Here is a 23972-nt window from a genome sequence, read left to right on the forward strand (position 1 = left end):
GTGATCATTTAGGAGGTGGGGGCCCCGGTCGCGAGCCCGCGGCGGGTCTGCGCGCCAAGCTCGCGACCGGGCCGAGGGGTGTAGTGGCGACCGCGGGGAGACGAGCGCTGGTGCAGCGCCCCACGGCCCGCACGCGGGGATCAACGGGCTGCGTGAGCAGCCGACCCTCGAGCCGATGCTTGCCCATCAGTCGCTCGACGCGCTTGCGGTTGACCGTGTGCCCGAAACCGCGCAGCTCGGCGTGGATACGGCGGCCCCGTAGGCACCCTTGTGCTCGGTGTGGGCCTCGCGGATCTCCGTGACCAGGGCGTCCCCGGCGGCCTGCCGCTCGGCGCGGGCATTGGCGCCGGCGATCCACCGGTAGAAGCCCGACCGCGAGACCCCACGGACCCGGCCTATCCGCTGGACGCCGAAGGTCTCGGCGTGGGCGGAGGCGAAGTCCCAGCGGTGGGTCTTCACTTCATCTGCTTCGGGCGCTGCGCCCGCCGGGGCGTGTGGTCGCCCGGTCGGCGCGGCGAGTCGCGGTGGTGCGGTCCAGTCCGATCTCACGGCCCAGGTCGGCGGCGCTGCGCGCCCCGGTCCGGCCAGGCCGCAGAAGGTCGGGTAAGTGAGGCCGTCGACTGCCCCCCTCAGCCCCTCGGTCAGCTGGGTCCAGAGGCGGGCGCGAGTGCTCCGCTGCAGGAGCAGGCCCAGCGCATAGGCGATGCCATGTCCCGTCGAGTTGCTCACACCTCCAGATTAGCGTGCGCAGCGCACGCTTTTCCTGTACGGTAATAAGCGTGCTTCAGGCACGCATCTCCAACCGATGCACGGCGGGCCACCCCGCACCCAACCGAAGGAATCCCCATGAACCGCACCGACGCCCGCACCGCCCTCACCGACCTGCTCCTCACCCCCGGGCTGGACCTCGACGAGGCCGCCGACCGGCACTTCGCCCCCGACTACCGCCAGCGCACCGACGGAAGCTGGGCGAATCGCACCGAGTTCCTCGCCCACATCGCCCACCTGCGCACGGTCGTCGCCGACGGCTCGGTCGAGGTGCACGACGAGCTCTTCTCCGGCGACCGCTACGCCGACCGCCACACGATGGAGATCATCAAGACCGACGGCTCCACCGTCCGCATGGAGGTCTACCTCTTCGGCGAGTTCGCCCCCGACGGACGCTTCCGCCGCATCGAGGAGACCACCCTCATGCTCAAGGGCGCCGACGCCGACCGAAACCTCGGCAGCGCCCGCTGAGCCACATCGCCCACCTGGTGCCCCGAGGCCGCCCCGGTCCCAGCGCATCGGCGCGCCACCGTCATGGCGCATCATCCGAAAAGTGAGAGGAAGTGGTTGTCGTGCTCGACGTGCTCGTCGCCGGGGCCGGCCCGGTGGGGCTCTGGCTCGCCGCGGAGTTGCGCCTGTACGGGGTGGAGGTGACCGTCGTGGAACGCCGGGCGGCACCGGACGGACGGTCGCGCGCGGTCGGCATGCAAGCCGGCACGCTGGACACCTTTGCCACCCGCGGCCTCGCGGAACGGTTCATAGAACGCGGCACCCCAGTGCCGACAGGCCACTTCGGCGCAGCGACCACCCGGCTGGACTTCTCCGCAGTCGGGGCGGTGCACCCCTTCATGCTGGCACTCGGCCAGTCCGTCACCGAACAGCTCTTGGAGGAGCACGCGGTCGCCGTGGGCGCCCGGGTGCTGCGCGGGGAGGAGGTCGTCTCGCTCGCCCAGGGACCGGACGCCGTCGAGGCGGTGATCCGGGCCGGCGGCACCCACCGGACCGTGCGGGCCCGCTGGGTGGTGGGCTGCGACGGCACCCGCAGCGCGGTGCGCCAAGCGGCCGGCATCGACTTCCCCGGTCAGGACACCACCCTGACCGGGTGGCTCGCCGACGTCGAGCTCGACGATCCGCCCACCGCGCCGCTCGCCGCCACAGGGCCGGTCGGTTCGCTCCTGGCGGCCCCGATCGGCGACGGCGTCCACCGACTGGCGGGCCTCTCCACGGCCACCATGCACCACGGCACCGGGGATCCGCTGACCCTGGAGGAGGTGCGCGAGCAGACCCGCGCGCTGCTGGGACGGGACCTGGGCATCCGCAACCCCCGATGGCTCTCGCGCTACGGCAACGCCACCCGCCAGGCCGCGCGGTACCGGGCCGGACGGGTGCTGGTGGCCGGGGACGCGGCGCACATGTTCTTCCCGGCCGGTGGACAGGGCATGAACCTCGGCATCCAGGACGCCACCAATCTGGGCTGGAAGCTGGCCGCCACCCTCCAGGGCCGGGCGCCCGACGGACTACTCGACAGCTATGACACGGAGCGCCGGCCGGCCGCCCGCGCCGTCATCGACAACACCCGCGCGCAGCTCGCCCTGTTCTCGGCGGCGAGCCCGGAGCAGATCGCGCTGCGCGAGGTCTGGTCCGCCGCGCTCACCGAACCGCGGACCAACCGTCAGTGGGCCCGCCGGATCGCCGGATTCGACGACCCGCTCCCCTTCGGCACCACACCCGGCGGGCACCCGCTGAACGGCACCCGACTGGCCGGCCTCTCCCTGGACACGGCCGGCGTACCCACCGTCCACGCGTTGATGCACCACGGCCGACCACTACTGCTGGACCTCGGCAGGACGCGGACACCGTGCCCCGCGGATGGCCTGGAGCAGCGGACGGTATCCGTCAACGCCGAGGCATCCCATGCCATCTGGCGGGACGTCACCGCCGTTCTCATCCGGCCGGATGCCCGGATCGCCTGGGCCAGCACCGACACCGACGCGCAGCGCCGGGCCGCGGACTGCCTCACCATCCTGCGCACCCTGTGCCGCTGAACGCCGCTCGTGAGCCCCCGGCCTACTCCGCGGCCCTCTCTCACGGATCAGGCTGGATCGGCGTGCTCCGCCCCCTCCAAGGGGGATACACATCCCGCGGCCCAGACGGCGAGGTTCGCCGACGCGGCGTCGCCCTGCTGTCCGGGAATGACGCCGGCCACCGCCTCAGCTTCCGTCCCTCCCCGGCGTAGAAGGCCGGACAAAACCGGCTGCACTTCGACCTGACCAGCTCCTCCCTGGAGGAGCAGCTGGAGACCGTGGCCAGGGCGCTCGACCTCGGCGCGCAACACTCTGACGTCGGTGCCGCACGGTACCGCTGCGTGCGGATGCCTCCCGGCAGGTCGTCGAGTACTTGGCCGTCGCGGGCCCCGGACACCCGTGGACCGGCGTACGGTTCGCGGCGTCCTGGGGGTTGGCCCGATCTCCGGATACTCCACAGCCTCGGAGATATCGACCACATGGTGCCGCTCGCCGATCCGTGGGATTCGGGCGCCAGTTCGTGGACCGCACAGCGGCGTGAGGCGTACGCGCGAACGACCAAGGCCAGCCGACGCCGCCGATGGCGGTGACGGCACGTTCGAACCGGTCGAAGGCGGACTCCCGGGCCCGGGCGGCCAGCAGCCTGGCCGCCGCCTGCCGGGTGGGGGCCGGCAGAACCCGTCGAAGGCGCACCAGACCCGTCGGAGCGGCTTCCCCCGACGCCGCACGCGCCGCACCGGTAAGGCGCCGAATGGCGAAACTCCGCTAGGGCCTCGCGGTCGACGAGATGGAGCGGGACCTGCTACTGGATGCTGCGGCTGGCTGCTGGGGCACCGACGTGGAGTTCACCCACGCCCCGTTGAACAGAGCACGCGAGCAAAGCCCTCGTCGGCATCCAGGAGGTGGCGGCCCAGTCGCGGGCTCGCGGCCGGGGCGAGGAGTGTTGTCGATCGGGCTGACCGTGGGGAGAGGAGCGCTGGTATGGCGCCCCACGGCTCGCACGCGGGGACCGACGGGCTGTGAGCGGGTCCGGGGTGCCTTGACAGGGAGGGCGCCCCGGATGCGGGGGACACGCGGAGCCGGCGCGCTCGCGGGCGACCATGACCTCGATCCCTGCGACGCGAGGATGTCGAGTGCGTACGCGGCGAAACCGGAAAGTCGGTGGTGCGGGCCCGCATCCACGCCGATGTCCCGTGTCCCGGACGGATCGGCCCGCAGTCCCTGGGCACCCCCCTGCCCGGGGTGGCGTGCCGAGGCTGCAATTCCGTGGTGGCGCCCCGTTCTATTCCGGCATACCGCCGTGCGCCGGAATGACGCCGAGCTGCTGGAGAAAGCCGAGAACATCCTTGTCCGACCACTTCTCCGCCAGCCTGCCGTTTTCGATACGGTGAATTACCGTCGCCGTCATCGTGAGCTGGTTCCCTGTGGCGGGAATACCGGGAAGGTCCCCCTCATGGACCCCACGGGCCGTCAGCCGGGTCACGACCTTGTCGCCTTCCGCGATCTGGTCTTCGATCTCATGGCTCCCCGGAGTGGCCTCCCAGAAGAGACGAAACGCCTGCTTGAGCCCCTCGCGGCCGGATCCGAGCCCGGGAAACGGAGGCGGTGAGTGGTCCTGGTAATCCTCGGCCACGAGTTCGTCCATGGCCTCTACGTTGCCCTTGTCGATCTCCGCGTAGAAGCGGCGAACCAACCTCTTGTTCTCTTCAGTCGACACGGGGCTCCCCTACGTGATTTTCGTATGGCCAGACGGCATGCAGGACCGGAAGCATGACCCGTACGGTCACGTGGCGGCACCTGCGCCACGCGGGCTTCCGGGTGCGATCACCCGGAAGCAGCCATACACAGGCTGCGCTTGGCGATGTGGCAGCACGCACGCGCGGGCGCCGCCGCCTCGATGGGAGAGGGAGTCCGTTCGGGTGTATGAGGGATCGTTTCGCTGACCCTCATAGGCGTGAGCGGTGGCTGGGCTGGGGCTGAGGGGGCACAGATCGCCCTGTCAGTATTCCCACCAGTAGAAAGTCACTCCAGATGCGTCTTCGTTCCGCTGTCAGCCGCTCTCGGCCCCGGGCTGCGTGTCGATGAGTCGCCCAGGGCCGCGACGGTGCGGGATCGGCCGCCGCTGCCGTCGTGCAGCAGGACTACGCCAGTCCCGGTTGGAGACGGCGTCCGGTGTGGAGGAGTAGGGCGGGCGCAGGAGCGTGGTGGTGCTGCCGGTGGCCCCGACGAGGACGGCGCGGCTGGCGGCGGGTTCCAGGCGGGTGCGCCGGGGCGTGGCAGTGGCGAGATCGGTGTGGGTGAAGGTGTGCAGCCCGATCTCGTGGTCGGCGGTGTCGTTCCTGAACACCCTGATCCGCCTGCGCAAAACGCGCCTGCTGGCTTTGGCGGGGCCGCTGCCAGCCCAGCTGCACCGCCTGCTCGAAGCTGACCGGGGCGCTCGCCCTGTTCGAGCCGCGCGAGGGCGGCGGCGAGGCCCGAGGCCGTACGCGGCGCACGTCCGGCCCCGCGTCCGGCGCGCTGCGCAGGACGACGGGCTCCCGTCGCTCCCGTCGGGAGGGGGAGGCCGAGGGGGACTCGCACGCGAGGAGAGCGGACCGCAAACCGAGGATCATCACATTGTCGAGGATCATGCGTCTCAGGAGCCTACGGATGGTGGTCCCGGGCCCCGGGGAATGCCATCAGGCACCCGATTCACCCCGTGTCGACCGCTCCCGAGTGGGCACACGCGTTGCATGACTCTGTTACTGCTTTTCCTGCTGCCTCTCGGACTGGCCCTCGTGCTGCTGACGACCAGTGAACACCAGAAGCACGGGCGGCACCGCCACACCCGATGACCCTCCGCCCCGGCCGCGGGACCGGTCGGTCCCGCTGCGCAGCAGTGGGCGCGGGCGCGCGGAGCGGGGCTGGTAGGTGGCGTTCCGTGGGAGACCGGCTGAGCGCCGGTGAGATCAGGGGCGGCCGGTCTGGGTGGTGATGGGCGTTGCCGTAACGGTTCTGCCATCGTGGTGGATGCGGACGGCGGTGGTGGCGAGCTGATTGACCAGCTGTCAGCCGAAGCCGCGGGGTTCATCCGGGGCCCAGGGCTTGATCCGGGGCGGGGCGGTGGAGCGGGCGCGGACCTCGACGGTGACGATGCCGGCCCGGGCGGTGATCTGGAAGGCGGTGGCGCCGCCGGCGGGCGGCTGGCGTTGGAGAACATCTCGGTCACCACGGTCAGCGCGTCCGTCCACGCCCGCGGCAAGCAGATCAAGGCCGGCCAGGACGGCGCGGGCGGTTTCCCGGGCCTGCGCGCAGCTGAGGCCCGCTCCGAGCGGTTCCGGCAGAAGCCGGGACGGCAGCGTCACATCCGCTTTCATCCCGTAGGCGACGGGGCGGACGTCCCCCGCTGCTCGCCCAACTCGTCAGGCCGGCGCCCGTTCGAAGCGGCCTCGAACTGGAACCGGCTCACCTGCTGTTGGCGAGCTGTCCCGCAAGCTCCTGGCCCGGGGTCCTTGACCAGGGCGAGGTCGACGCAGCACCAACGGGCGGTGCGTTAGTGCCGACAGAGCGAAGACGACCAGGGATACCGTCCCATCATCTAAGGCCGCCGCAGTGGCCAAGACGGTTACCCTGCCACCATCGCACCGCGGAACCTGCATGAGCACGGGCCGATCTGATATCGCTGTGAGGCGACGGTGGAGGCTCGGTGGGGATACCGGGTCCTGAAGAGGCGGTAGAGGTTCCGGGCTACGTAGACGCCGTGGCCTCCGAAGCCCCCGATGTCGAGTCGCCCGTCGCCGGTGATGTCGGCGAGGAAGCGGGGGTGGCGGTCGGCCCGCCAGGCGCCCGCGTCGTCGTTGTACCCGAACCCGCGGCATACCAGCTGTGCCTGTTCGAACCGGCCGTCGCCGAGGCTGTGTGACACCCAGACCCCCTCGTCGCCGAAGCCGACGATGTCCGGGTTGCCGTCGCCGGTGGTGTCGGCGAGGAAGAGGGTCGCGCACCCAGATCCTGGGAGTGCCGATGCCCTGGGAGACTTTCCCCGAGACAAACCTGCGCACCTACGTACGGCGTCGCGGCGGACCGAGCGGCCTGTGGTTCCTCGCCCTTGAGGTCAGTCACCCACCCGGCCATGCTCACCGCGCGGCTGCTGGGGATTCCGTACTCCCTGGGGCACCTCATGGCGGAGCAGCACGGCGGCACGCGCCACTACGCGGGTCGGCGGGGCGGCGAGGACCACGCTACGAGCTCGAAGTGCGCACCGATGAGCGCATCCGAGTGGGCGCAGCAGCAGCCCGCGGGGAGGAGCCCACCGGCAGTGTGGACGGCGGCCAGGCGCTGACGGGGGACCCCGAGCGGTCGAGCGGAAAGCACGCCGGGGCCCTGGTGCCCCTAGTGCGGCCGGGCGGATCGTGTCGATCGCCACCCCGGTCGAGCCGCCCCGCGACGCCGGGGTGAGCCGCGACGCACATGGTCGCCCGCAACGACGTCGCGGACCTGCGGGCGCTCGTGGAACTCGTGACGCCCGCGTGCTCACCCTCGGCATCGGCTCAGCACGCCCACGGGCCGACTCGTCGATGTTCACCGCCTCAGCCAGGCCGGCTGGATCCGGGGCAAGGTCCTCGTCGTTCCGCGAGCCGGCCGCAATTCCGTTAGTCCGGTCGGCTGGACCCGCGATCTCGGTGCAGCGGAGGCCGGTGACGGCCGCGTGACCGCCGCGCTGCGTAGTCCGGGCGGGGGCTCATGGCCCGGCGCCCGGCGCCCCGGCTCAGGTTCCGGGGAGGATACGGCGCGTCTCGTAGGCCCACATCGCGATCTCGACCCGATTGCGGGCGCCGAGTTTCGCCATCAGGCTGGCCAGATGTGTCTTCACCGTGCTGAGGCTGATGTGCAGCGCATCGGCGATCTCGGTGTTGGTCAGACCGCGAGCGACGGCGAGGAGCACCTGCTCCTCGCGGGCGGTGACGGGGGAGAGCGGCTGGGCCGCGGGCCTGCCGGCGGGCAGGTCCGAGAAAGCCTGGAGCAGCCGGACGGTGACGCTGGGCGCGATGAGCGCCTCACCGTCGGACGCCGACCGTACGGCCTGCGCCAGAAGGTCCGGTCCCGTGTCCTTGAGGAGGAATCCTCGGGCGCCGGCACGCAGTGCGCCGTAGACGTACTCGTCGAGGTCGAACGTGGTGATGACGACCACGGCCAGCGGGTCGGCGACGCCCGGGCCGGCGATCAGCCGGGTGGCCCCGAGCCCGTCGAGTACGGGCATACGGATGTCGAACAGGCAGACGTCGGGGCGCAGTTCGCGGGCTAGGCGTACCGCCTGCCGCCCGTCGGCGGCCTCGCCGACCACCTCGATGCCGGGCTGGGCGTTCAGCATGATGCGCAGCCCGGTGCGGATGATGGTCTGGTCGTCAGCGATGAGGACGCGAATGGCCATCGCTCTCCCTCCTCGCTCTCGGCAGCTCGGCTTCGACATGCCAGCCCTCGTCGGCGCCTGGGCCGGCTCGTAGTGTGCCGCCGAGCAGAGCCGCGCGCTCGCGCAGTCCGGCAAGTCCGTATCCGTCGCGACCTCGACCGGTGCGTTGACCGTTGTCGCGCACACTCACCCGTACCGTACGCCGTTCCGCGGTCACCCGGACGACGACCTCGGTCGCACTGACCGCATGGCGCATCGCGTTGGTCACCGACTCCTGCACGATGCGGTAGACGGCCGCGTCCACGGCCGGGGCCAGCGCGTCCAGCTCGCCGTCGAGCCCCAGGTCGATCCTGAGACGGCCACCCGGCGCGCGCACCAGGCGCTCCAGGTCCGCCACGCCGGCAGGTGGCGCCAGCTCGGCGCCGACCCCGCGGTCGCGCAGCGCGGCGACCATGGCTCGCATTTCCTCGAGCGTGCGCGCCCCTTCCTCCTCGACCTCCTCCAGCGCCTCGACGGCGGCGGACGGCTCGGTGCCCGCGAGCACCCGGCCCGCCTGGGCGCGGATCACTATGGCCGAGACGTGGTGGGCCACCGTGTCGTGAAGTTCCCGGGCGAGCTGCTCACGCTCGCGGGAGCGTACCTGCTCCCACTCCCGCTCGCGAGCGGCCACCCGGAACCGCACGACAGCCCCGATCAAGCCGGGCAGCAGCAGGAAGACAAGGCCCGCGGACTGTTCGACGGCCGGGGTCTCGTCCGTGACGGCACACAACGCGAAGGCCGCGAGGATCACCGCGCTGCCCAGTACGATCTCCCGTCCCGATCCCCACCGGGGCAGCGCGTACACCAGCACGAGCACGACGGCGTCGGTGTGCAGGCCGACGGACTCGCGCGGCGCGGCGACGAGCGAAGCCATCTGGAGCAGGATCACCGAGCCGAACCCCAGCGTGACCATCGCCAGCGGGCGGGTCCGGCGCCACAGGGGCAGCAGGCACAGCCATGCGGCGAACAGAACCGCCACCGGCCGCCACACGACGTCCTCGCGCAAGGTGGCCTCCGCCACCACGGCGCCCAGGCCCGCGGCGAGCAGCACCCAGTCCCTCCGCACCCGGGCGGGTGTGTCGGGCGGCCGGGGCTCGGTCCACAGGGTTCGCAGGTCGTCTCGCAGCACGGTTCCCAGCCTAGGGGCCGGGCAGTGCCGCGCATCGGCCGAAAGGACGGGGCGTCACTCCGACTTGAGGCCGACGGATCCGCGGCCCGCGAGCCGATGCCGCAGAGCGCCGTGGCGACGAGCCTCGGCATTGGCGGCCGTACAAGGACGGCCGCCGAGGTGGTTGGAGGACCCGATGCTCTCGAAAGCCCTGTTGCGCCTGGGCACAAGTGCCGCCCGCCATCCCTGGCGGGTGATCGCGGCATGGCTGCTCGCCGCCATGCTTGCCGTCCTCGCCGCCCTCGCCTTCGGCGGGCGGACCGCGGACTCGATGACCGCCCCGGGACTGGACTCCCAACGGGCCGCGGAACTGATCGAGCGGGCCGGCACGGGTCAGGAGGGGATGACCGCCCAGGTCGTCGTCACCCCCCGCGACGGCGGTGCGACCTTCTTCGACAGCGACAGCGACAGCGACAGTGCGCGCATCGCTCTCACGCGGCTGCAGACCGAGGTGAAGCGGCTGCCGCGCGTGCTCGGCACGAGCGACCCGGCGCGGGCACTCGACGCAGGCCGGGACACCGCCGTGCGCGGCGGACTCGTCTCGGCCGACGGACGGATCGCAGTAGTCCGGGTGCAGTACCCCGACCAGAGCCGACTGTCGGCCGAGGACCTCGACGCCCTCGTCGATCTCGGCGACCGGCTGCGCGCCGAGCTGCCCCTGCGGATCGAGATGGGCGGGAGCCTCTTCTACGCCTTCTCCGACCCCGACGGCGGCGCAAGCGAGTTGATCGGGATCCTTGCCGCCGCCGCGATTCTGTTCCTGGCGTTCGGTTCGCTCGTCGCCGCCGCGCTCCCGATCGGCATGGCGGTCTTCGGGCTGACCGTCGGCGTCGCCACGATGACGGTACTGGCGGGGGTGACGGACGTCCCCACCTTCGCACCGGTCCTGGGCAGCATGGTCGGGCTCGGAGTGGGCATCGACTACGCGCTGTTCGTGCTCGCCAGACACCGGGAGCACCTCGCGCGCGGGCTCGATCCACACGAGGCGGCCGGACGGGCGGTGGCCACGGCTGGGCGGCCCGTGGTCTTCGCCGGCGGCACCGTCGTCGTATCGATGCTCGGCATGGCGGTCGCGAACGTGCCGTTCATGACGGTGGGCGGCCTGGCAGTCTCGATCGTCGTCCTGACCATGGTGCTCGCGTCGGTGACGCTACTGCCGGCCTTCCTCGGCGCGGCCGGCCCGCGGCTGGGCCAGGCCGGCCGGATCGTCCGGGCTCTTCGGGTCAGGCGGTCGGGCCGAATCGACCGACGGCGGAACACGACGGCGGGCGCCGCCTCCGCCGCTGGGTGGGGGCGCTGGATCGGCCATGTCAGCCGGCACCCGGTGCTGTACGCGGTCGGCGCGGCGGGGCTGCTGCTGACGGCGGCGCTGCCCGTGCTCGGCCTGCGCGTCGGTCTGCCCGACGACGGCTCACTGCCGCAGAGCCGTACTGAACGCCGCGCCTACGACCTCGTCGCCGAGGGGTTAGGCCCGGGCACCAACGGTCCCCTCGTCATCGCCGCGGACCCCTCCGGCGATCGGGGAGTGGTGGACCGTCTCGTCACCGCGGTCGCGGCGGATCCGGGCATCGCATCCGTCGCGCCGACACACATCGACCGGGCCACCGGCATCGCGACCCTCGTGGTGTTCCCGACCACCAGCCCTCAGGACAAGGCCACGGCCGACACCATCGCCCGGCTGCGCACCGAGGTGCTGCCCACGGCGATCGGGGAGGGCCCGGCCAGGGCCCACGTCGGCGGCGCCGCCGCGAGCCTGTCCGACGTGGGCCAACGCACCAGCCAGCGCTTGCCGGTGTTCATCGCCGCCGTGCTGGCGCTCTCGTTCCTTCTCCTGACGCCGGTCTTCCGCTCGGTCGTCGTACCGCTCAAGGCGGTGCTGCTGAACCTGCTGAGCATCGGCGCGGCCTACGGCATCATGGTCGCGGTCTTCCAGTGGGGCTGGGGAGGCGCGCTCATCGGACTGGAAGCGACGGTTCCGGTCGTGTCGTTCATCCCGATGTTCCTCTTCGCCATCCTGTTCGGCCTCTCGATGGACTACGAGGTGTTCCTCCTCGCACGCGTCCGTGAGGAGTACGTGCGCACCGGCGACAACAGCACGGCGATCGTGGAGGGCATCTCCGGCACCGCCCGGATCATCACGTCGGCCGCCCTCATCATGGTGGCGGTCTTCCTGTCCTTCGCCGTCGCCGAGGACCCCTCCGCCAAAATGTTCGGGCTCGGCCTGGCCACCGCGATCTTCATCGACGCCACGGTCGTACGTATGGTGCTGGTACCGGCGACCATGACACTCCTCGGCCGGGCCAACTGGTGGCTGCCCACGTGGCTGGACCGGCTGCTTCCCCGAGGCCAGGTCGGCATCGACACTGCCGACGACACCGACGCGAAATCCACGGGCGAGGCTTCTCGTCCACGGCTGGTCGAGAGTTGACCCAACTCCCTGTCCGGCTCCCGCTCCAACTGACGCCGCTGTTCGGGGTGTCCACGCGACGAACAGGAGTCCTGGACTCGCGTCACGCGGTGGGGCGGGATCCGGGCGTGTGACCGACGGTGCGGCGGCAGACATCGAGTCAATCGTCAACACCTACGCGGAGGCAGCCGCCGGCGAAGGCCTCCTCACCTGCTGTTGGTGCGACGATGCGCACGGCCGCGCTCTTTGCGCACCTCGCCGCCCTCGTGCTGGGCTTCGGGGCCGTACTGTCCGCCGACTACTACGGGCTGCTCTGGGCGACCGGACGGTGCACGATCACCGAGGCCCTCGGGGCGACGTCTCGTCTGAACGTGCCCATCTGGGCCGGCCTCGGCGGTCTCGTCGTCAGCGGGCTGACTCCACCCCGACGTGACGTCATCCCTGACACCCATCAAGCTCGGACTCGCGGCCATCCTGACGGTCAACGGCCTCCAGGCCGGACTCCTGGGCCGCCGCCTCGAAGTCGCCGCCGACCCGGTGAGCCCCCGACTTCTGGTGTGGGGAGGCGTCACCGCCCTCGTCTCCCGGGCATGCTGGTGGGGCACTGTGGCCATGGCTTCCTCAATACCAATACGTGACGCCCACCTTCCAGCCACCCCCAACTGGACTGCCGGGGCGGATCTCGGTCGGCACATGGCCCCTTTTGAACGGAGGCTCTTCGGCTGCCGTCGCGCCAGGCCTTGCGCTAGCGGTGCACCGACCGTTCGCTGACCCGTAATCGCTTCGCGACCGCGGCATTGGGCACACCTTCGGCAAAGAGATCAGCCGCCTCCAGACGGAGGCCTTCCCCGAAAGCCTGACGCTCCGACGTTGGGCCCCCGCCCTGCGGATACCTTGTACAACCGGCATACCGGCATACCGGCATACCGGCATACCGGCCGAGCGGTTCCGTTCGGGGGCGGGCGGCCTACGGGTGACGCTGTCCTGGCCGGCAGGCCTGCAGGGCACCGCGACGAGGGCGGCGAGCTGGCCCGGGTCGAGTCGGTCGCGGCGCTGCTTCTGCGTCCCCCCGCGCCTGACGCGGCCCGGCCGCCCCAGCGGCCCCGGTCGCCGTGCCGGATCCGGCTTTCTACGATGGGAAGGTCGGCTCGGGGATTGGGAGACCGCCGAAGACGTGCATCAGAGGTGATCCTGCATGGGCCGGTACCGAACGCCCACCATCGTGGCCGCCGCCTCCCTCCTGCTGGCCGCGTTGTGCGCGGGCCAGGCCCCCGCCGCCGCCCCGCCGGGCCGGGTCGGCATCGATGACGTGATCGCCGAGAAGCTCGACCACGAGATCACCGCGGCCATGCGCGAGGCCGGCATCCCCGGTGTGGGCGTCGGCCTGTGGATCGACGGCGACGACGACTACGTACGCGCCTTCGGCACCTCCGACAAGACCACCGGCACCCCCATCAAGACCGACATGCACACCCGCATCGGCAGCGTCACCAAGACATTCACCGTCACCGGCGTCCTCCAGCTCGTCGACGACGGGAAGGTACGGCTCGATGCGCCGATCTCGACGTACCTCGACGGGGTCCCCGGCGGCGACCACATCACCGTCCGGCAGCTCGCCGATATGCGCAGCGGCCTCTACAACTACACCGAGGACCCGCGCTGGCTGGCCGTCTTCAAGGCCGACCCGTACCGGGCCTGGACCCCGCGGCAGCTGCTGGACATAGCCTTCCGGCACCCGGCGAAGTTCCCGCCGGGGGCACGCTGGGAGTATTCCAACACCAACACAGTCCTGCTCGGCCTGCTCGTCGAGAAGATCAGCGGACAGCCCCTGCACACCTACCTGCAGCAGCACGTCTTCGCACCGGTCGGCATGGGCGCGACCTCGCTGCCGACCGGCGCCGAGATCACCGGCCCGTACGTGCACGGCTACACGAACTTCACCCCCGACGGCGCGACCGTCGACGCCTCCGGCTGGAACCCGTCCTGGGGCTGGTCGGCCGGTGCGATGATCTCCACCATCGAGGACCTGCACACCTGGGTTCCGACCGTGGTCAGCGGGCGGCTGCCGGACGGCGACCGACTGCTGAAACCCGCCACCCAGGCCCAGCGGCTGCGCATGCTGCCCACCGGGCACCCCGGGCTCGGCTACGGGCTCGGCATCGCCGACTTCGCCGGCTGGGTCGGCCACAACGGCGAGCTACCCGGCTACGAGACCATCGCCGTCCGCCTCCCGCAGGACCGCGCCACCCTGGTGATCGTCGTGAACTCCGACGTCGACGGCAAGTTCGGCAACCTGAGTTCCCTCATCGCCAACAGGATCACTAAGATCGTGACACCGAAGCACGTCTGGTCCCTCCCGAAAGAGGCCCAGCCCAATGCGCTCCCGGAGCCGTCCGCGTCGCCCGCGCCGCCCGCGTCGCCGAAGCCGTAGGACGCCCGGTGACCGTCGGGCCGTAGGGCCGATCGCCCCTGTTGCAACCGACCTGCGGATTTCCTGGACTCGGGCCGTGATCACCAAGAGGCTCCGCTTACCGCGCACTGTGCTCCCTGCCGCCTGCCTGGCGCTCGCGTCATCGCTGCTGCTGCCCGCCGCGCCCACTGCCGCCGGCGGCCCCACGCTCTCCCCGGCCAGACACCGGTTCGCTGCCGTCGCCGCGGAGGACGTCGCGCTGCTCCCTGTCGTCCGGCCCACGGCGGACTGGCGCGTGGGAATGTTCAGCTCGCCCGGGTGTCAGCGGCCGTGGCATCGGGGTCGACTCGGTCCTGCCTGCTTGTCCATCGGCTTCTGCTGGTTCACGATGCGGTTCTGCTGGTCGCACGATTCGGTCGGCCAGAGTGCTCCCACGAATCGTCGCGAGCGGCGTGCGCCGGACCGACGCGGTGCTGGTCTCCCACGCTGTCTCCTCTGGAAGGGTTATGGCTCCGACCACGAGTTTGGGCCCGTTCGCCAGATGTCGTCCCTGTCGCCGTCCGCCTGTGGGGTCGGGCCGGTGATCATCTTGAGCGTGGCAAGCGCCATGATGCGGCACGACCTCGACGTGTGCTTGCGAGCCGCATCCCTCGGGCGGGGGCGGGCATCGTGACTAGCGGCGCCGGCGGGGTTCTCCAAGGCCACCAGGGAGCACGGCGTCGTCTGTTCGCCCGGCTCGTGTGGACCGCATTGCGTGTACTGGTTTCGGTCGCCACGCTGGTGACCTTGTACTACGTCGGGCCCCTGGACCACTCCTCGGAGGGTACTGCCGTCGCCATCCTGCTCTCAGGTCTCGTGGGGTTCATCGTCTTGGTTGCCCTCCAGGTGCGTTCCATCCTCCGCTCCCGGTACCCGGCGCTGCGGGCCGTCGAGGCGCTGGCCGTCAGCATTCCGTTCTTCCTGTTGCTGGTCGCGGCCGGCTACGTCGCCATGGCCGCGCAGTCTCCTGGCAGCTTCGGCAGGCACCTGTCACACACCGCCGGGCTCTACTTCGCTGTGACCGTGTTCACCACCGTCGGGTTCGGCGACATCACGGCCAAGTCGGGGACAGCCCAGCTGGCAGTCACGGCGCAGATGCTTATGGACCTGATCGTCTTCGGCCTGGTCATCAAGGCCATTGTCGATGCGGCCCACCGCGGCCGAGAGCGCATGCGGACCACCGGTGACTACCAGGCGGGGGGCGGCGCAAGGTGAGCCGAGCGGATGAAGACTGCCAGCCACGGCCAGAACCTGTCCGACCGAAGCGGCCGCCGGACCCCGCGGCCTCCGGCCCACCCCGCCCTGGCCGGCGCCCCGGCGCCGGGGGCAGCCCGGGTACCAGCCGGGCGTGTGGGCAGTCTCGGCCGTGCTGCTGGCCTACTGCTGGGAAAGCGCACCCGCTGGCGGCGCCTGCCGCACAGCCCAGTTGACCGTGGTGAGGAGGGCCAGGATGAGCAGCCATACTCCGCAGAGCCAGACAAGCGGCTTGGCACCCAGCGTGTTGATCAGCGCGCCGCCTGCAAGCGTGCCGATCGACAAGGCTCCCGTGGTGAGCGTGGAGACTGCGCTCGTCGCCCGGCCCCGCAGCTCATCAGGGGTGATGGCCAGCTGGTGGGTGGTCATGGCCACCGCATATACCGGAGCCCCCAACGACTCCGCGGCTGCGACCGCTGCCAGCACCAGCGGGTTGGGCGCGAGAGCGTACAGGGTGTCAGCAGTGGCGCTTAGGCGGGCGGCGTTGGTCCGCAGGCGGCGGGCGAGGAGTTGGGGGCAGGCGGTCCGCGAGCTGTTCGAGTTCGCCGGCGCGTTCGCGGAGCAGGAGGGCGTGGCTGTCAGCAGTCCGGACGGTTCGCGCAGGCGGGGCGGCAGTCGTACTGGCGGGGTGTGGTGGCGCCGGGGTCGGGTTCGCACATGGCCACGTCGTGTCTGAAGGCGCAGATCAACAGGGCCTCGGGGTTGTCGTAGAGCACGATGCCGTCGCGGGCGAGGCAAGCGCGGGCCTTGTGTAGGAAGGTGCGCGGGACAATGCGGCTCTCGAAGCGTGGGGGCTTGGGCGGCGGCGGTGAAGGCGCGGCGGGCGGCCGGTCCTGAGAGGGGTTCGCCGGCGGCGAGCCGGTCTCGGAGGCGGGCGGCGGTGTCGGCGGCGGCCAGAGCGGTTTCGACGTCGAGGACGGTGTGGATGCCGCCGCGGCTGCGGGCGCCATAGCGGCTGGAGGCGCGGGCGTCCAGGACGGTGCGTGTGTGGCTGTACTGGATGGCGAGTGCGACCAGGCCACCGGGGCGGCGGGCCAATATTCAGACCGCCGGACTTCAACGCCCCGCTGTGGTGGCCGGAGTGGTGGCGGACCTCGCCAGCAGACAGGTGGTGACCGTCGGGGTCAGTGACGTTCTTGAAGTGGCGCGAGCGGATCAGGTGACGGGCTGGGATACCGTCGGCGGCGGGTTCGGGGCAGCACCCGGCGCGCAGGTTCAGGACTACTGGCGGGAGAATGTTATTCCGACTGTGCACTATTCCCTGAGATCGCTCGCCTCGAAGGGTGACACTGAGGATGTGACGCCCAGGGTCCTGGGCTCTACCCGGGTCGGACGGATCCCAGGGCGAATCAACGAGGAGGCATCCTGCGGCGACGGCCTTCCCCGGAACAGTTGCCGCAGGGTGGCCCGGCGGCAGGGTTGACCGGGCCACCTGCTGTCAGCGAGTGTCGGTACGTTTTTCGAGGCGGGTGCCGTGGCGGAGGGTGATCGACATCAGGTCGCTGGGGGCGTCGAGCTCCAGGCGGTGCCAGCGGCCAGGGGGGACGATCACAGCCGTGCCGGGCTGCAACTGCACCATGTCCTCGGTGTCGTCGGGCCTGGCGGGACGGAAGTAGAGGCGGACACCGCCGGTCAGGCAGCACACCGCCTCGTCGGCCTGCGGGTGCATCTCCCAGTGGTCGGCGTGAACGTCGGCGTCGGTCTCCACGTGGAACATCGCGAGCTGCCAGGCGCCGGAGTTGCTGTTCGCCATCTGCCGTTGGGCGGCTCGGACATCGCCGTGGGGGTGGATGTGCAGTGCTGAGGCGAACAGGTCGATGGGCGAGAGGGGTGTTGTCGTCATGACGGCGTTCCTTCCAGTCGATTCTCTGCGGTGGTGGTGGGTTGCGGGGCATTTCGGCCTGGCGGCGGGGCAGCACGCCGATCGCCACGACCGCCGCGAGAACGAAAAGGGTGGCGGCGATGGCAAGGCCTAGGGCGTAGCCGTCGTTGATCGCGGTGGGGTCGGTTGCCGTGCCGGTGCGGTGTGCGGCGATGGTGGCCAGGGCGGCCAGGCCGATGGAGCCGCCGAGTTGGCGGGAGCTGTTCATCAGGCCGGAGGCCATGCCGGCCTCGTGGGGGGCGACGCCTGTGGTTGCGGCGGCGACGATCGGGGCGATGACCAGTCCGACGCCGATGCCAATGATGATGCAGGGGCCGAGCACGTCCGTGAGGAAGCCGCCGTCGGGGCTGATGAAGGCGAACCAGGCCAGGCCCGCCGCGGCCAGCAGGGCGCCGGGCACCAGGGCCGCACGGGGGGTGCGTGCCGCGGTGACGCGGGTCGCGACGAGGGTGCCCGCGACCAGACTTACGGAGAAGGGCAGGAACGCGGCACCGGTTGCTGCGGCCCCCATGCCCAGAACCTGTTGCATGTACAGGGACACGAAGTAGAACGCCGCGAACTGCCCGGCTGTGGAGAAGAAGACCAGCACGTTGGCGCCGGCGACCCAGCGGCTGCGCAGCAGGCCGAGGCGCAACAGCGGTGCGGAAGACCGGGATTCGGTGACGAAGAAAGTGGCCAGGAGCATGGCCGCGGCGACGAGCATCGTCCATGTGGCCGGGGAGTTCCATCCTTGGGCGTCGGTGCGCACGACAGCGGTCACCAGCAGCCCGACTCCGCCGGTGGCCAGGACGGCACCGAGCACGTCCAACCTCTCGCGTCGGGCGGGGCGTGCTTCGGCGGGCATGCCTGCGTGGACCAGCGCGAGAGCCACTGCGACGATGGGCAGATTGATCAGCATCACCCAGCGTCAGCCTGCGTACTCGGTCAGCAGTCCACCCGCGAGCACGCCCAGTGCTCCGCCTGCGGCGTTCACCCCGCTCCACACCCCGAGCGCGCGCACGCGCTGCGGGCCCTCGGGGAAGGTCGTGGTGAGCATCGCCAGCGTGGCCGGGGTGGCCGCGGCCGCTCCCAGGCCCTGGCCGGCGCGGGCGGCGATCAGTTGCCAGGGGGCCTGGGCGAGCCCGCCCGCCAGTGAGCACACCCCGAAGACGGCCAAGCCGAGCACGAACAGCCGTCGTCGGCCGTAGAGGTCGCATGCGCGGCCTCCCAGCAGCAGGAATCCGCCGAGTGTAAGCGCGTAGACGTGCACGACCCACGACAGGTCGAGCGGTGCGAACCCCAGCGCGGTGCGGATTGCGGGCAGGGCGACGTTGACCACGGATAAGTCCAGGGCGACGGCGAACTGGGCGACGGCCACGGCTGCCAGCACCACTCCGGGCCGCCTTCGCAAGTTTTTATACATGTATAGAAAGTAGCGTCAGGGGATCGACGTTGTCGACACCTGAGGGATGATGAGGGCATGCCGCAACCGTCCGCACCGCGCAAAACCATCGGCCGACCTCCCCGCATCTCCCGTGAGGAGGTCGTCAGAACGGCCCGTCGGATCGTGGACGCGGAAGGTGTGGACCGGCTGACGATGCGGCGGCTGGCCACGGAGATCGGTAGTACGCCGATGGCGCTGTACCACCACGTCCGCAACAAGGAGGAACTGCTCGTCCTGTTGCTGGACGACTACGCCGCGCGGACACTGCACCGACCCGAACTGCCCGCCCAGCCTCGCGAGCGGATCGTCGTCGCCGCTGCCACGATCCACGAGGCGCTCGCGGCCTGTCCGTGGATCGTGGAGGTGCTGACCGCCGACGACCTGATGGCCACAGCCGCTCTCTGGTTCGTCGAGCAGATCGTCGACGGCCTGGTCGCATGCGGCCTGCCCCCCGAGCGGGCCGTACACGGATACCGCGCGATCTGGTACTACACCGCCGGAGAGATCGTGGTCCGGATGACAGCGGCCCGCAGGCGCACAGACGACGACCGTCCCACCTACCGGGAGCGGGTCTTCGCCGATCTCGACCCTGGCGAGCTACCTCGCTTGGCACAGGTCGCGGACCACTGGTCACCGCTGACCGCCGAGGACACCTACCTGGACGGGCTCCGAGCGTTGGTAGACGGCCTCCTGGCCCCCCGTTGACCTGCTCATTCAGTTCATATTCTCCAGCGCCGATCCGGCGCCAACGCCTCCGCCCCGGATCCTCACGAAGCCGATCTCATGATTGCTGCGATCTTCCGCTGGTGATGTCCTCGGCGCGGGTGGCGAGGTGTTCGGCCCAGTCGCGTTTGGCATAGGCGACCCAGCGGAGCGCGGTGTGGCGGTGCATCCCGGTCACGTCGGCGAGGATCGGGCTGGGGAGATCAGCAGCGAGGGCGGGCCAGCGCCCCGTTGCGCGCGGTGCGAACCAGGATGCCGTGCCGGTTGAGTTCCTGGGTCATGCCGTGCGTCGAGATCGGCTTGCCCGGGACCATGCCAGGGAAGAGCCACCGAGGACCTGGGTGGGCTCGCGAGAGCTGCGGTCGCAGTTGGGGCTGTTCGGCAAGGAGGACAAGGTGCGGGCCATCTGTTGTAGGCGCGTGATGGTCTTGCGGATGGCGGCGGTGTTGCCGGCTGCCCGTTCGATGTGGAGGAGGTCCCGGTAGGACGGCAACGCTTCGAGCGGTGAAATCACCGGTGACGCGCCACCGCCGCGGCGAAACCTCCCCTTGCAGGTCACAGCCCTGAGCGCCGGAAACTCACCGGTTCTTGAGGCTGGACCGGAAAGAGTTCACCACCGCATTCACCGGTCGTTTGCGGCAGGCTCGGCAGGGGTTGCCGGAGACGAACGCCTTGCGGCGGGGCCGGTGGGCGCGGGGGCGGCGGACCTGCACTTCGGTGCCGTCGATGCGCAGGTCGACGCGCTCCGCATCGGCGTAGGCGAACAGGTCCTCCCGTGTCCGCAACCGCACCCCCGGCCGGTCGGGGACTGCGAAACCGCGGGTCGCCAGCAGCGGCCGGACCTCGCGGATCGCTCCGGATACGGTGGAGCGGTCCACTCCGTACAGTTCAGCCAGCGCGGCGTGGGGGATCCCGAGCCGCACGTGGGCCAGCGTGATCGGCGCCGGTCGACGAAGACCGGGCACTGCTTGGGCCCGGCGCCGGCCGCCCGCCTCCGGTCTCCGCCACGCCACTCGTGCAGCGCCGACTCCCGCGCGGCCTGCCGCCGAGGCGCGAGTCTTCGAACAACTCGCCGAAGTGGCGCGCGAGATGCCGGACAGAGCAGGCTGGGAACAGGAGTCGCGCGGGCCCAGGTATGCCTCATAACTCACTCAACCCGTAGGGCCGTTCTCATGTTTCGGGCCAGTGACACGGCACTCTTGAGCGTCTTCTGGGCGGCGTCTAGGCTCCCATGCCCATGGAGATGGGGGAACCAGACCGCGGGCGCTGGCCATGGCACGACGGGCTGGTCAGGCGTCGTGTAGCCGCAGGTCTGCTGGCCGGGGCGGGGTTGGTCATTCTGGGCACGGTGGTCGTCGTACTGCCGGGGGTGGTGGTCGACCACGATCTCGCGGGGGCGAGCGTCGCCGTGCAGGATCGGCTGAAGGCGGTGAACGATGTCCGTACGACGCTTGTGCAGGTGGTCGGCGGCCTGGTCGTGCTCTTCGGCGCGTACGCCACCTGGCGGCAATTGCGGGTGAGTCAGGACGGTTTGCGCGCCACCCAGGAGGGTTACGTCACCGACCGCTTCAGCCGGGCCGTCGATCAGCTCGGCAGCGACAAGCCGGATGTGCGCATCGGCGGGTTGCATGCGCTGTGGCGGATCGCTGAGCAGTCCGCTCGCGACCGGGAGGCCATCATCTCCATCCAGGCCGCGTATCTGCGTACGCACCTGCCCTGGCCACCCGCCGGGCCGGACTCACCGGCGGCAGACGTGCCCATCAACGACATCGCACCCCTGGAGACCCGCGCCGCCGATGCCCAGGTGGCGTTGACCGCGCTCGGCGTGTTGTGCCAGCACCGGGAGCAGTCCTGGGTCAATCTCAGCATCACCGACTTGCGCCGGGCCGACTGCGACGGACTGTGGTTCCCCGAGGTCAACTTCGACCGCACCTGCATGGAGGCGGCGGGCTTGTACCACGCCAATCTGACCCAGGCGTCTCTGGTCTCGGTCAACCTGCGGCACGCCGACCTCACGACTGCGACTCTCCGCCGGGCTCGCTGCATTCTGGCCGACCTACGGGGCGCAAAGTTAGTCGAAACCGACTTGCGTGACGCCGACTTCACCGAGACCGACCTGCGGGAGACAAATCTGCGTAAGGCCAACGCCCACGGCGCGGTCTTCCACCGCGCCGACCTCCGGATGGCCGACTTGCGCGGCACCGACCTCAGCACCGCCAACCTTGTCGAAGCACGCCTGACCGGTGCCCTGGCCAGTGAGCACACCCGCTGGCCCGCCGACTTCGACCACACGGCCGCCGGAGTCGTCGAAACCGATGACCCCGGCCCCGAGCCCTCACCGCTACTCCAGCCGCCCGGGATGACATGGCAGGCACCGCCGCTGAGGTCCACTTCCTGACCAAGACGCGCCGGTCAAGACTGCGGCGACCGGGATCCGCCTGACCGGCGTCACTCCTCCTCAGCGGCGTCGTGATCGTGGAGAGCCGCAGGCCGCCAGGCAGATCCGGGAGCTGATATCGCTCCCAAGGTCGTAAGAGGTCGCTTTCGTCCGATGTTTCATCCCGGAATGGGGTGTTTGGCGGTCTTCTTCGGGTCGCGCCAGGAGATGGTGCTCTCGCCGGTGAGGCGGCGGGCCATGAGGTCGGTCATGGCGAGGTTGACCAGGGCTTCGGAGCGGATGGGCAGGGTTTCGTAGTCGCGGTCCAGGCGCCGGTGGAGCATGAGCCAGCCGTAGGTCCGCTCGACCGCCCACCGCTTCGGGATCGGGGTGAAGCCCCTGGTCCCGGACTTGCGGGCGGAGATTTCCATGTCGATGCCCAGGCTCGCGGCGTGCTCGACGAGGTGCTGGCGGTAGCCGCCGTCGACCCCCACCTTGCGGATGCCGGGGTGCTCGGCGGCGACCTGGTCCAGGAGCCGGGTACCGGCGATGGAATCCTGCACGCTGGCCGCGGTGACCAGAACGGCGAGAAGGAGTCCGAGCGTGTCGGTGACGATGCTCCGCTTCCTGCCCACGATCTTCTTCCCGGCATCGATGCCCTGGCCGGCGGCGGGAACACTCGTGGAGGTCTTGACGCTCTGCGCGTCGATCACACAGGCCGACGGCTCGCCGTGCCGCCCCCCTCCTTCTCCCGAAGCAACTGCCTGAACAGACCGTTGAGCTGGGCGAACACACCCTCGTCCGCCCATTTGACGAAGTACCCGTAGACCATGTTCCCGTGCGGGAAGTCATGTGGAAGGTAGCGCCACTGCACGCCGGTGCGGTCCACGTACAAGATCGCATCCATGATGTCGCGCAGGTCGTGCTCGGGCGGCCGGCCGAAATCAAGGGCCCTGCCACGGCGCTCAAACCGCCGGGCAGCAAGCACCGGCTGGCGTGCCGGATGAGTTGTGGGTGTTGTTCCGGCGAGTGGTGCCGCCGACAGAGGTGATACGCCCCCAGGGCGGGGGCCGGCGCAGGGCGGGTGATGGGCACGCGGTTGCGACCGGCCCGGCCGCTGGCAGCCAACCGGCATAGCCCATGGGAGAGGCCGTCTCCGCAGACAGGCTGGCCCGGCACGTGTCCGCCGCGATTTTCGACACTTCCGCGCCAAGGCCGTCTGCCCGGCCGGGGCACCGAAACCACCCCCGCGGACCCGGACGACCTGCCGGCCGAAAGAGCATCCGCTCCACGACTTTGCGACCCCGCGCACAGGTCAAGGGACAAATCAGGGGCTGTCGCAGCCCCTGGGCCGGAACCCCGCCCCACCCCTCGGCGGGTGCGCCCGGATCCCCGTCCGGGCGCACCCGCCCAAGCATGTCCTGGACCGTGTCGCCCGACTACGCCGAAGCCTCGGCCCTTGCGCTGGGGGCGAACCCGCTCCCCTGCTCGGCGAACACCTTGATCGCGGCGCCCAGGAACTCCACCATCCCCGGGTGGTAGGAATCGTGGAACGCCCTCATGGCCTCGTCCTCGGCGTAGAAGAGTGACATGCCGACGTATGCCTCCCTGGAGGGGGTGTAGAAGCGGCTGACGATGTCGAAGTGCCTGCGGACGAGCTCCTGGATCTGCTGGTCTCCGGGCAGGGAGCCGCCGTCCAGAAAAACCGTGATCTCCCGGTACAGGACGTCCCAGTCCTGATGGACCCGCTCCCTGTCCACATGTTCCCAGTCGTTGGTCTCGGCAAGGCTCTTCGCCTGCTCCTCGGCCAACGCCCGGCGACACTCATCCTCGTAACTGTTTCCCACGGCACCGATTCCCATCGTTTCGTCACCTCTCCGGTGGATCCCCAAGAGGCCGCCGACATGTCGACATCGACCCGCCGTCGAAGATCAACTGCCGGTCCAGGCCGAACCGTGACACACAGCCACCGGGTCTGCAAACCATTTCCTGGACCCTCCGGCGCTCCGTGCCGGCCAGCCGGCGCCGAAAAGTCGCAGCTCGAACGGCGAGCCGTCGGAGCGATGCGT

The 23972-nt window shown here is 70.5% G+C and carries 21 protein-coding genes and 4 pseudogenes; 9 read left to right on the plus strand and 16 right to left on the minus strand.

The features are described 5' to 3' along the window. Nucleotides 1-4 precede the first annotated feature (4 nt). On the minus strand, nt 5-247 hold the full coding sequence (locus ACIPK4_RS31475) for an IS3 family transposase (RefSeq protein ID WP_402319060.1): 243 nt from the start codon (nt 245-247) through the stop codon (nt 5-7). Beyond that, nucleotides 187-459: a hypothetical protein gene (locus tag ACIPK4_RS31480; protein WP_402319066.1), complete on the minus strand. Its 273-nt coding sequence runs from the start codon at nt 457-459 to the stop codon at nt 187-189. Before ACIPK4_RS31480 ends, ACIPK4_RS31475 begins: the two co-directional genes overlap by 61 nt. Nucleotides 460-846: 387 nt before the next feature. On the opposite strand from ACIPK4_RS31480, the gene ACIPK4_RS31485 reads away from it, so the two are divergent. Together ACIPK4_RS31485 and ACIPK4_RS31490 are read left to right on the plus strand one after the other, a co-directional pair. Continuing rightward, on the plus strand, nt 847-1239 hold the full coding sequence (locus ACIPK4_RS31485; protein WP_402318977.1) for a nuclear transport factor 2 family protein: 393 nt from the start codon (nt 847-849) through the stop codon (nt 1237-1239). Nucleotides 1240-1340: 101 nt separating this feature from the next. Then, nucleotides 1341-2813, plus strand: coding sequence for an FAD-dependent monooxygenase (locus tag ACIPK4_RS31490; RefSeq protein ID WP_402318980.1), 1473 nt, complete (start codon nt 1341-1343; stop codon nt 2811-2813). A gap of 1261 nt (nt 2814-4074) precedes the next feature. On the opposite strand, the gene ACIPK4_RS31495 is transcribed toward ACIPK4_RS31490, so the two are convergent. The 4 genes and pseudogenes from ACIPK4_RS31495 to ACIPK4_RS31510 all read right to left on the minus strand — a co-directional run. Continuing rightward, complete coding sequence (locus tag ACIPK4_RS31495) at nt 4075-4509, minus strand: ester cyclase (protein WP_402318983.1); 435 nt, start codon at nt 4507-4509, stop codon at nt 4075-4077. A gap of 333 nt (nt 4510-4842) precedes the next feature. After that, the gene (locus ACIPK4_RS31500; protein ID WP_402318985.1) at nt 4843-5139 is read right to left on the minus strand and encodes a polysaccharide deacetylase family protein; all 297 of its coding nucleotides are present in this window, start codon (nt 5137-5139) and stop codon (nt 4843-4845) included. Between the two features lie 700 nt (nt 5140-5839). Beyond that, nucleotides 5840-6136, minus strand: coding sequence for a hypothetical protein (locus ACIPK4_RS31505; RefSeq protein ID WP_402318988.1), 297 nt, complete (start codon nt 6134-6136; stop codon nt 5840-5842). A gap of 350 nt (nt 6137-6486) precedes the next feature. Next, a pseudogene (locus tag ACIPK4_RS31510) lies at nt 6487-6759 on the minus strand (FG-GAP repeat domain-containing protein); the annotation flags it as partial. Nucleotides 6760-6794: 35 nt separating this feature from the next. On the opposite strand from ACIPK4_RS31510, the gene ACIPK4_RS31515 reads away from it, so the two are divergent. Beyond that, nucleotides 6795-7229, plus strand: coding sequence for a DUF2071 domain-containing protein (locus ACIPK4_RS31515; protein WP_402318991.1), 435 nt, complete (start codon nt 6795-6797; stop codon nt 7227-7229). 310 nt (nt 7230-7539) lie between these two features. On the opposite strand, the gene ACIPK4_RS31520 is transcribed toward ACIPK4_RS31515, so the two are convergent. Together ACIPK4_RS31520 and ACIPK4_RS31525 are read right to left on the minus strand one after the other, a co-directional pair. After that, the gene (locus ACIPK4_RS31520) at nt 7540-8202 is read right to left on the minus strand and encodes a response regulator (protein WP_402318993.1); all 663 of its coding nucleotides are present in this window, start codon (nt 8200-8202) and stop codon (nt 7540-7542) included. Next, entirely contained in the window at nt 8177-9349 is a 1173-nt protein-coding gene (locus ACIPK4_RS31525; RefSeq protein WP_402318996.1) for a sensor histidine kinase, read from the minus strand. Before ACIPK4_RS31525 ends, ACIPK4_RS31520 begins: the two co-directional genes overlap by 26 nt. A gap of 175 nt (nt 9350-9524) precedes the next feature. Here ACIPK4_RS31525 and ACIPK4_RS31530 point away from each other — a divergent pair, with 175 nt between their 5' ends. After that, on the plus strand, nt 9525-11816 hold the full coding sequence (locus tag ACIPK4_RS31530; RefSeq protein ID WP_402318998.1) for an MMPL family transporter: 2292 nt from the start codon (nt 9525-9527) through the stop codon (nt 11814-11816). A gap of 724 nt (nt 11817-12540) precedes the next feature. Here ACIPK4_RS31530 and ACIPK4_RS31535 read toward each other — a convergent pair. Then, nucleotides 12541-12720, minus strand: coding sequence for a helix-turn-helix domain-containing protein (locus tag ACIPK4_RS31535; RefSeq protein ID WP_402318999.1), 180 nt, complete (start codon nt 12718-12720; stop codon nt 12541-12543). 270 nt (nt 12721-12990) lie between these two features. On the opposite strand from ACIPK4_RS31535, the gene ACIPK4_RS31540 reads away from it, so the two are divergent. Both ACIPK4_RS31540 and ACIPK4_RS31545 read left to right on the plus strand, forming a co-directional pair. Beyond that, complete coding sequence (locus tag ACIPK4_RS31540; RefSeq protein WP_402319002.1) at nt 12991-14226, plus strand: serine hydrolase domain-containing protein; 1236 nt, start codon at nt 12991-12993, stop codon at nt 14224-14226. A 648-nt stretch (nt 14227-14874) separates the two neighbouring features. After that, nucleotides 14875-15459, plus strand: coding sequence for a potassium channel family protein (locus ACIPK4_RS31545; RefSeq protein ID WP_402319004.1), 585 nt, complete (start codon nt 14875-14877; stop codon nt 15457-15459). A gap of 162 nt (nt 15460-15621) precedes the next feature. Here ACIPK4_RS31545 and ACIPK4_RS31550 read toward each other — a convergent pair whose 3' ends face one another. The 4 genes and pseudogenes from ACIPK4_RS31550 to ACIPK4_RS31565 all read right to left on the minus strand — a co-directional run bounded on the left by ACIPK4_RS31550 (nt 15622) and on the right by ACIPK4_RS31565 (nt 18782). After that, the gene (locus tag ACIPK4_RS31550; protein ID WP_402319007.1) at nt 15622-15867 is read right to left on the minus strand and encodes a hypothetical protein; all 246 of its coding nucleotides are present in this window, start codon (nt 15865-15867) and stop codon (nt 15622-15624) included. Nucleotides 15868-16936: 1069 nt separating this feature from the next. Continuing rightward, nucleotides 16937-17341: a cupin gene (locus tag ACIPK4_RS31555; RefSeq protein ID WP_402319008.1), complete on the minus strand. Its 405-nt coding sequence runs from the start codon at nt 17339-17341 to the stop codon at nt 16937-16939. A 271-nt stretch (nt 17342-17612) separates the two neighbouring features. Further along, a pseudogene (locus tag ACIPK4_RS31560) lies at nt 17613-18278 on the minus strand (MFS transporter); the annotation flags it as partial. 9 nt (nt 18279-18287) lie between these two features. After that, entirely contained in the window at nt 18288-18782 is a 495-nt protein-coding gene (locus tag ACIPK4_RS31565; RefSeq protein WP_402319011.1) for an MFS transporter, read from the minus strand. A 57-nt stretch (nt 18783-18839) separates the two neighbouring features. Here ACIPK4_RS31565 and ACIPK4_RS31570 point away from each other — a divergent pair, with 57 nt between their 5' ends. Further along, complete coding sequence (locus tag ACIPK4_RS31570) at nt 18840-19508, plus strand: TetR/AcrR family transcriptional regulator (RefSeq protein WP_402319013.1); 669 nt, start codon at nt 18840-18842, stop codon at nt 19506-19508. A gap of 596 nt (nt 19509-20104) precedes the next feature. Here ACIPK4_RS31570 and ACIPK4_RS31575 read toward each other — a convergent pair. Then, the gene (locus ACIPK4_RS31575) at nt 20105-20449 is read right to left on the minus strand and encodes a transposase family protein (protein ID WP_402319016.1); all 345 of its coding nucleotides are present in this window, start codon (nt 20447-20449) and stop codon (nt 20105-20107) included. 314 nt (nt 20450-20763) lie between these two features. On the opposite strand from ACIPK4_RS31575, the gene ACIPK4_RS31580 reads away from it, so the two are divergent. Continuing rightward, nucleotides 20764-21924: a pentapeptide repeat-containing protein gene (locus tag ACIPK4_RS31580; protein WP_402319062.1), complete on the plus strand. Its 1161-nt coding sequence runs from the start codon at nt 20764-20766 to the stop codon at nt 21922-21924. A 158-nt stretch (nt 21925-22082) separates the two neighbouring features. On the opposite strand, the pseudogene ACIPK4_RS31585 reads toward ACIPK4_RS31580, so the two are convergent. Then, nucleotides 22083-22948: pseudogene (locus ACIPK4_RS31585) on the minus strand (IS5 family transposase). Between the two features lie 48 nt (nt 22949-22996). Here ACIPK4_RS31585 and ACIPK4_RS31590 point away from each other — a divergent pair. Beyond that, nucleotides 22997-23196: pseudogene (locus ACIPK4_RS31590) on the plus strand (transposase); the annotation flags it as partial. Between the two features lie 146 nt (nt 23197-23342). Here the strand turns inward: ACIPK4_RS31590 and ACIPK4_RS31595 are convergent. After that, nucleotides 23343-23765 (minus strand): TipAS antibiotic-recognition domain-containing protein, encoded by a 423-nt coding sequence (locus ACIPK4_RS31595; protein WP_402319018.1) that lies wholly within the window; start codon nt 23763-23765, stop codon nt 23343-23345. Nucleotides 23766-23972: the final 207 nt, after the last annotated feature.

The sequence above is a fragment of the Streptomyces sp. NPDC086989 genome (genome assembly GCF_044745505.1).
In the GTDB taxonomy this organism is placed as follows: domain Bacteria; phylum Actinomycetota; class Actinomycetes; order Streptomycetales; family Streptomycetaceae; genus Streptomyces.